Origin of the sequence: Eudoraea sp. (genome assembly GCF_049669105.1) — a bacterium.
In the GTDB taxonomy this organism is placed as follows: Bacteria; Bacteroidota; Bacteroidia; order Flavobacteriales; family Flavobacteriaceae; genus Eudoraea.
Genome location: NZ_JBATKE010000105.1, coordinates 1 through 7,612 on the forward strand (window position 1 = coordinate 1; position 7,612 = coordinate 7,612).

Here is a 7,612-nt window from a genome sequence, read left to right on the forward strand (position 1 = left end):
TGTTTCTGCAAACTTTCGGATTGTATATCTAACCTAAGGCCTTATATTTGAAAATGGTAAAAATACACTATGCACTCTTACTATCTTTGGGTCTTTCCAGTGGTCTTTTTGCACAAAACAACACATCAATAGAAGATTCTTACGAATCGTATTTCGAGCTTCCCAGGGAATCGATATTCCTGCACTTGAACAAGAGCACCTATGTGGTTGGGGAAGAGCTTTGGTTTAGTGCGTACACCTACGACAGGAAGAATGGACTACCCTTTACACAGACTACGAACCTTCATGTTGTATTGTACAATGAGCAGGGGAAGCCTTTAGAAGATCAATTATTCATGGCCGTTAACGGATTTGCCAGGGGGAATATCAGCATAGACTCGACGTACGCAAGCGGGGACTACTTTATAAAAGCCTCTACCAATTGGATGAAGAATTTTTCCGAGGATGATTCCTTTATTCAGAAGATACAGGTCATTAACGGCAGCGTAGAGGTCCGGGACCTGGCAGATACTACATACGACCTTCAATTATTACCGGAAGGAGGCCATATGGTAGAAGAGGTGGAAAGCGTCATAGGGGTGAAGCTGATTGACGGCGATGGCCGTGGCGTAGTTTTTGAAAAGGGCAGTCTTGTTAATGATAGTGGCATAAGTGTGATGGATTTCGATGGGAATTCACTCGGAATGGCTAGTTTTCCTTTCCGGCCTCAAAAGGACACCTACAATGTGAGCATACGATTTGGTGATAACAAGGTGGTAACTGCTCCCCTACCTCACGCATCTGAAAAGGGAATCGTCCTTAGGGTGGTCAACAATTATAGCGCCGAGGATATCTTTTTCGCCGTGGCCACCAATAAAAAAACCCTGGAGGACCTCGAAAAGAAAAAATACCAGCTTTTGGTACACAAGGACGGTGACATCAGGGCGACAAGATCTGTCGTTTTTGACAATTCACAACAGGAGACCATCCTTTCTATAAATAAGGATCAACTCTTTCCAGGAGTAAACACAGTTACCCTTTTTGACGAACGAGACAGGCCCATCGCAGAGCGTCTATTCTTTAACAACTACGGGATAAGAGACATACAGGCCGAGGTGCGCCTTGCTAAGAAAGTTAAAGACTCGCTGACCATAGACCTCAAAATCTTATCGGAGGGAGAAAATAATGGGCACCTCAGTATTTCGGTATTACCCTCGGAAACAAGGTCTTACAACCAGAAAGTCAATATTTTTTCTGAATTTCTTCTAAAACCATACGTAAGAGGGTATGTAGAGAACCCCGCATATTATTTCAGGGGATTTGGGCCCAGAAAAAGCTACGACCTGGACTTGCTACTACTCGTGCAGGGATGGAGCAGGTACGAATGGAAGAATATCTTCAACCGCGCACCTGTCATCAACTTCCCTTATGAAAACGGTCTAACCCTCAAAGGAAGTATCATGGGCGCAGACTTAAGAAAATTCCCTTCCTTTTATATGGAAGATTCAAAATACCATGACTCAAGGACAGTGGAGTTGGAAAGCCCTGACTTCGAGATTCCAAACCTGCTTGTGGAGAAGAACGAAGAAGTGCAGATAAAACTGATCCGGGAAAACGGAAAACCATCATCACGTAGATTATACGCTAAAATTGTTCCTGACTCAAACCCAAGCCTCTTGGGGCCCAGTGAATTGACCACTCCCAATAATTATGCTTCGGAACTACCGGAATTAGACTACAAATTAGAGAACAAAACCATCTTTTTAGATGAGGTAGAAGTAGTAGAACAAAAACAAAAATTTTCAAATATAATTGGAAAGGATGAAATTGTCGTAGATCAGCAAGTGGTAAACATGTATCCCAGAGTGACTGATTTTTTACGAGTTAAGGGCTATAATATAAAGGCGAGTTTGGGCGCCGTAAAGATATCCAGCAGAAGAAGCCTTGGTGGTGCACCACCTGTAATATATTTGGACGGTACACGTTTGGTGGCCGAAACTTCGGCATCATCATCATCTCCTCCATCACAAGCACAAGGTAATGGTTTTGGTGGTAGTGTTAAAACCCCGGATGCACCTGTAGACGATCCTTTTCAGGAATCAGGTAGTTTTAGTTTTCTTTACGAACTTTATACAGCAGAGATAGAACGTATTGAGGTTAATCCCCGGCCCGATGTCACTGAGGGTGTAAATGGAGCTGGTGGAGTGATCAAAATATGGACCAGAAGGACACCGCTTGTCCCTACCGATGCCACAGCTATGAATAAAAGTTTTATTGATACCACCCATGGTTTTGATGTTCCAAAAAAGTTTTATACACCAAAATATATTTATAGCAATTCCCTTTTTGAATATACAGGGACCATCCACTGGGAACCGCAATTAGAATTGGATGCAAATGGGAAAGGAACATTTAACATTGCAGATACCGGAATGGAAAATATCTCATTCTTTATAGAGGGCATGACAGAAGACGGTAGCCTGATTTCCACTATTAAAACCATCAAGATGTCTGAGAAGAGTAATCCTTAATTCTAAATTTTTCCAAACTTCAAAACTTAAATTTCAGGAGCAAAAGAAACACTCATAATCATTTGAAATTTTGTAACTTTAAGAATCCCACTAACTATTTAGAACCCTTTAAACTTTGCTATGCTCCATAGGGAAAAAAATAATGAATTAGCATTTCAGAGGGTGAGGAAGTATCTGGTGAATAAAAGTTAACTTTGAATTAAAGTGAATTTAAAAAAATACATAGCAGAACTCAAAAGACGTAATGTATTTAAACCGGCAATAGCCTATTTAGTGGTTGCCTGGTTAATTACTGAAGTGGCTTCCATAGTTCTTCCAACTTTTGGTGCCCCGCCTTTTATCATGAAAACCTTGATTTTTTTCCTGATCATGGGCTTTCCGCTCTATTTAATTATCGCCTGGGTATATGAATTCACTCCTAAAGGAATTAAGAAAACTAAAAATACTGAAGTAGCGGCTTCGTTATCACCAAAATCAAACCAGTGGTTTAACAAAAACATTAAAAAACTTGCGGTATTACCCTTTCGAAATATCAGTCCGGAAAATGGCAGCAATTATTTTAGTGATGGTCTTACCGAGGAAATCATTATGCGTTTATCCGGAATCAAGGAGCTTGAGATAGCTTCCAGAAACACTTCCATGAGGTATAGAAATTCGGATTTGGATATTGAATCATTGGGAAAGGAATTGAAAGCGAAATACCTTTTGCAAGGTACTGTGCGCAAGCACAAGGATGATTTAAGAATTTCGACGGAATTAATTGATGTCGAAAAAGATTCTGAACTTTGGGCCGAGATTTACAGTGGTAAGATGGCAGATGTTTTTGTTATTCAGGAAAAGGTATCTAAGAAGATTGTAAAGTCGTTACAACTAAAGCTTACTCCTAAAGAAAAAGTGGCTATTAGCAGAAGTTCAACAATGAATAGCGAGGCGTTTGATACTTACTTAAAAGGCCGTGAATTTCTATTTCGTTATACTAAGAGTTATCTCCTTTTAGCTATAGATCTTTTTCAAAGCGCAATTGATCTGGATCCTGAATATGCTGCAGCTTATGCTGGTATGAGTGAAGCTTATGCCATGTTATATGAAACACATGATAAAAATATCTCATGGCTTGAAAAGGCAGAAGGATCGGCCTTGAAAGCACTTATCTATGATCCTAACTCATCGGAGGCGTATGGCGCTCTTGGGTTAGCTTACTACAATAAGAATTCACTAAACGAAGCATTGATAGCCGTTCAAAAGGCGATATCATTTGACCCTGATAATTTTTTTGCCTATTGGATTAGAGGCCGACTCTATAGAATACAGGACAGAGATTCTGAAGCTGTAGTTGATTATAATAAAGCATTAGATCTTAACCGAGATTTCCATACAGCTTATGGTGATTTGCAGATGTCTTATGAAAAATTAAAAGATAAAGTTGGGTTAGAGGATACTATTCAGCGGGCAGCAATATTTTACCCTAAATATCTGAAACGGAACCCTACTGACGCCCGTGCCCACCAATTTTATGCTTTTACATTAAAAAGGTTAGGTAATTTAAAAGAAGCAAAAATAGAAATGCAAAAGGCACTTGAACTAAGCCCGAATGACTTAATTATTATTTATAATCTTGCATGTTTTAATGCCATATTAGGTAAAAAAGCAGCGGCAATAAAAAATCTTAAAAAGGCAATAGATAATGGATATGGAAATTATGAATATATCAAACACGACCCTGATTTATATTGCTTACAAAAGGAGACAGATTTCATTGAACTTATGCAAGGTAAATAACGGGTTTAAATTTAACCCCCAAAAGGATGATCTGCATTAAGGAATTTCATTACTGAATATGGAACTTAAATAGTACAACAGTGATAGTAGATATTGTAAGGGTCTAATTTCTTCGTCATCTACAAGCACCTGAATACTTCTAAAGATAACTCACTATCCTGATACGAAAAGCACCCACACCTGCTTCAAATTATCAAATTCTTTAATGATTAAAACAGGATAGAGGGTTAAAAAAAATTCAGAGAATGTTTTTAACGAATGGGCCAGCTGGAGTGCAGGAGTAATGCAGAATAAATGTCTGATAGTCCCTATAGTTTCCCTTTTGTAATACAATAGAGCAGGACCCCCCCGGGGTTGGACTTCTTAAAAATATAATTAGTGATGACGCATAAAATTTTTAAGTGAATATACCTGTGGCTTATATATCGATAAGCGCCTAATAATAGGTTATTATCAAAAATCTTGGCAATAATTACCAGGACATAGAGTTTAAAGATCATCTAAACAATGTTTAATACTAAAAAACCAACAAAATGTTTAAAAAATTTTTATTTGTAGCCCTATTGCTTGTTTCTGTAATAGAAATAAAGGCCCAGGTCTTTGAGTACAGGATTGTAACGAGTATTGAATCTGTAGTTCCAATGGGACTTGGAAGGTCCAGGATCATTTCCGCCCAGGAAGACAAAGATTATACGGAATACACCTCATCCCGAACAGAAGAGGATAATAAGCAGAATAAATCAAAACGAGGAGACGCCAAGGTGGAAAATTTTGATGAAACTAAAATTCTAAATTTCTACAGTGCAACAGGTATTAATTTTCAAAATGTTGCTTCAAATGACGCCTTACTTTCATCAAAGGTCAATACCATGATTACAGAAGGATGGGAATTGACATTCGTAACAAGTGGCGTTGAAAGTGACTCGGGGAAAGGTGATGGAACAGGTATCTTTATTACCCGATTCATCTTTAAAAGATTAAGGTCGTAAGTATTTTTTGAACTTGATCAATTAAACAAGATAAAGCAAAGATTTAATTTACATTTAAGAATAAAAAACCGCCACAATCTATTGTGGCGGTTTTTTTATATCGTGATAATTGATTAGTATTATTCTATTACTCTTTTTACAATATGCCACATATACTTAAAAACAAAAATCTGGAAATTCATATAGACCTGCCTGAGGAGAATTATAACGCTTCAAGATTTGACTGGACAGGAAAAATTGTGGAAGTAAAATTTCAAAACATTCATTTAACCGGTGTTGAGCGAACTGATTGTGAAAATGAGCATTATTTTGGAAAAGGATTTTATAATGAATTCGGAATTGATTCGCCATTAGGATTTAATGAGACCGATATAGGTGGTTGGTTTCACAAAATAGGTGTGGGTTTATTAAAAAAAGATGATAATCAATATCTGTTTAGTAAAAATTACGATATTAAACCAGCAGCGTTTAATACTATTATTAAATCAAATAAAATTTTAATTAACTGCTTATCAGAAAATAGCAACGGCTATTCGTATTTATTACAAAAAGAGGTTGAATTGCATGAAAGTAATTTTACCATCAAATACTACCTAGAAAATACGGGTGAAAAAGATATTTGCACGGACGAATACGGTCACAATTTTATAGCAATAAATAAAGAACTTGTGGGGAATAATTATGTATTAAAATTTCCATTTCAATTAAAGCCTGAAAAATTTGGGGAAACTGTTAATCCTGAACGAAAAGTTGATATAGGGCAAAATGAAATTAAATTCAACAGTGCGCCCAATGTGCAATTCTATTTTAGTAACCTCTCCGGTGATAGAAATGTTGATGCTGCATGGGAATTAATAAACCTTAACAATAATATTGGAATTACTGAAACCGGAAGTTTTAAAACAAATAAAATAAATCTTTGGGGATGTAGTCATGTGGTTAGTCCTGAGTTATATTTTAATATATTTATTAAAGCTGGCGAATCAGTGGCATGGTCCAGGACATATAAGGTGTATAATTTAAAATAAATCCAGACGTCTGCTAATTCGAGTTAGCCCGGACATTTCGAAGGGCAGGTAAAATGGGCAAGTACTTGAAATATGCTTTTGACGAAAAAGTATTGGCCTGTTGCTAAACTAATTATGAACACTAATTTAAGAAGGCAATTTATGAAACTTGATTTACAATTTGTGCGCTCACAATTTCCGGCTTTTTCTGAACCTACCTTGGACGGATAGGCTTTTTTTGAAAATGCGGGGGATTCTAACCTTGTATACAATTTATTAGCCGGTTGACAGACTTTTATATGAAAAACAAGGTACAACCCTACTATCCTTATCCTGCTTCAATGCGGGCCGGAGAATTGATGGACCTTTCGTATAAGAGAATGGCTGACTATTTGAATGTTGAAGCTTCAGAAATTCATTTCGGTCCATCCACAACCCAAAATGTTTACGTTTTGGCCAATGCCATGCGACCCATGTGGAAGGACGGTGACGAAATCATTGTTTCTTGCCAGGATCATGAAGCCAATACAGGGGCATGGAGACGCTTGGCAGACCGAGGACTTAAAATTGTAGAGTGGCATGTAGATCAGGAAAGGGGATTATTACATCTGTAGGATTTGAACGGTTTAAGAACATCATTTTGATAAAAAGACCTATCCATAAAGTAATTACTTATCTAACTCTAGATTTCATTAAGGGAAACCATCATAAAAAACTCCAAACCCGGAATTTAAATTAACCTTTTTTAGTTAAAATAGGATTGGTCGTTCTCCGTAGAAGTTTTATATTTATGTATGAGAAAAATCTTCTATATAGTGTTACTGTCTGTAATCCTTTGCAGCAGTCTTCTGGCACAAAACAACACAACTATAAAAGAATCTTACGAATCCTATTTTGAACTACCCAGAGAGTCCATTTTTCTGCATTTAAATAAGAGCACTTATGTAGTTGGCGAAGAGCTTTGGTTTAGTGCCTACGCATATGACAAAAAGAATAACGTACCCTTCACCCAAACCACAAACCTGCACATAGCCTTATACAATGAAGAAGGAATTCCCATAGTAAATCAGCTGGTTATGATGGTTAACGGGCACGCCAAAGGGAATATAAATATAGACTCCACCTACGCCAGCGGAGATTACTTTATAAAAGCCTCGACCAACTGGATGAGGAACTTTACAGAGGATGATTCCTTTTTACAAAAGATACAGGTCATTAATGAAAATGCAAAGGTCAGGCAACTGCCTGAAACAAACTACGATCTTCAATTGCTGCCGGAAGGAGGCCACCTGGTGGAAGGATTGGAAAGCGTAATTGGTGTAAAACT

At 37.5% G+C, this 7,612-nt stretch carries 5 protein-coding genes and 1 pseudogene; all 6 read left to right on the forward strand.

The genetic code is table 11. From position 1 onward, the window contains the following. Window positions 1-53 precede the first annotated feature (53 nt). Entirely contained in the window at window positions 54-2,510 is a 2,457-nt protein-coding gene (locus tag WBM60_RS08845) for a hypothetical protein (RefSeq protein WP_424282987.1), read from the forward strand. A 204-nt stretch (window positions 2,511-2,714) separates the two neighbouring features. After that, window positions 2,715-4,289, forward strand: coding sequence for a tetratricopeptide repeat protein (locus WBM60_RS08850; protein WP_424276304.1), 1,575 nt, complete (start codon window positions 2,715-2,717; stop codon window positions 4,287-4,289). Between the two features lie 533 nt (window positions 4,290-4,822). Then, a complete protein-coding gene (locus tag WBM60_RS08855; RefSeq protein ID WP_424259110.1) occupies window positions 4,823-5,278 on the forward strand; it encodes a hypothetical protein in 456 nt (151 codons plus the stop codon). A gap of 143 nt (window positions 5,279-5,421) precedes the next feature. After that, on the forward strand, window positions 5,422-6,306 hold the full coding sequence (locus WBM60_RS08860) for a hypothetical protein (RefSeq protein ID WP_424279107.1): 885 nt from the start codon (window positions 5,422-5,424) through the stop codon (window positions 6,304-6,306). Window positions 6,307-6,584: 278 nt separating this feature from the next. Next, window positions 6,585-6,899 carry an aminotransferase class V-fold PLP-dependent enzyme gene (locus tag WBM60_RS08865; RefSeq protein ID WP_424259108.1) on the forward strand — a complete coding sequence of 105 codons (315 nt, stop codon included), beginning with the start codon at window positions 6,585-6,587 and terminating at the stop codon, window positions 6,897-6,899. 180 nt (window positions 6,900-7,079) lie between these two features. Further along, window positions 7,080-7,612: pseudogene (locus tag WBM60_RS08870) on the forward strand (hypothetical protein); the annotation flags it as partial.

Excerpts from the sequence above, each read along its gene's own strand:
- WBM60_RS08845 (WP_424282987.1), top strand. The coding sequence starts at position 54 with ATGGTAAAAATACACTATGCACTCTTACTATCTTTGGGTCTTTCCAGT.
- WBM60_RS08855 (WP_424259110.1), top strand. The coding sequence starts at position 4,823 with ATGTTTAAAAAATTTTTATTTGTAGCCCTATTGCTTGTTTCTGTAATA.
- WBM60_RS08860 (WP_424279107.1), top strand. The coding sequence starts at position 5,422 with ATGCCACATATACTTAAAAACAAAAATCTGGAAATTCATATAGACCTG.
- WBM60_RS08865 (WP_424259108.1), top strand. The coding sequence starts at position 6,585 with ATGAAAAACAAGGTACAACCCTACTATCCTTATCCTGCTTCAATGCGG.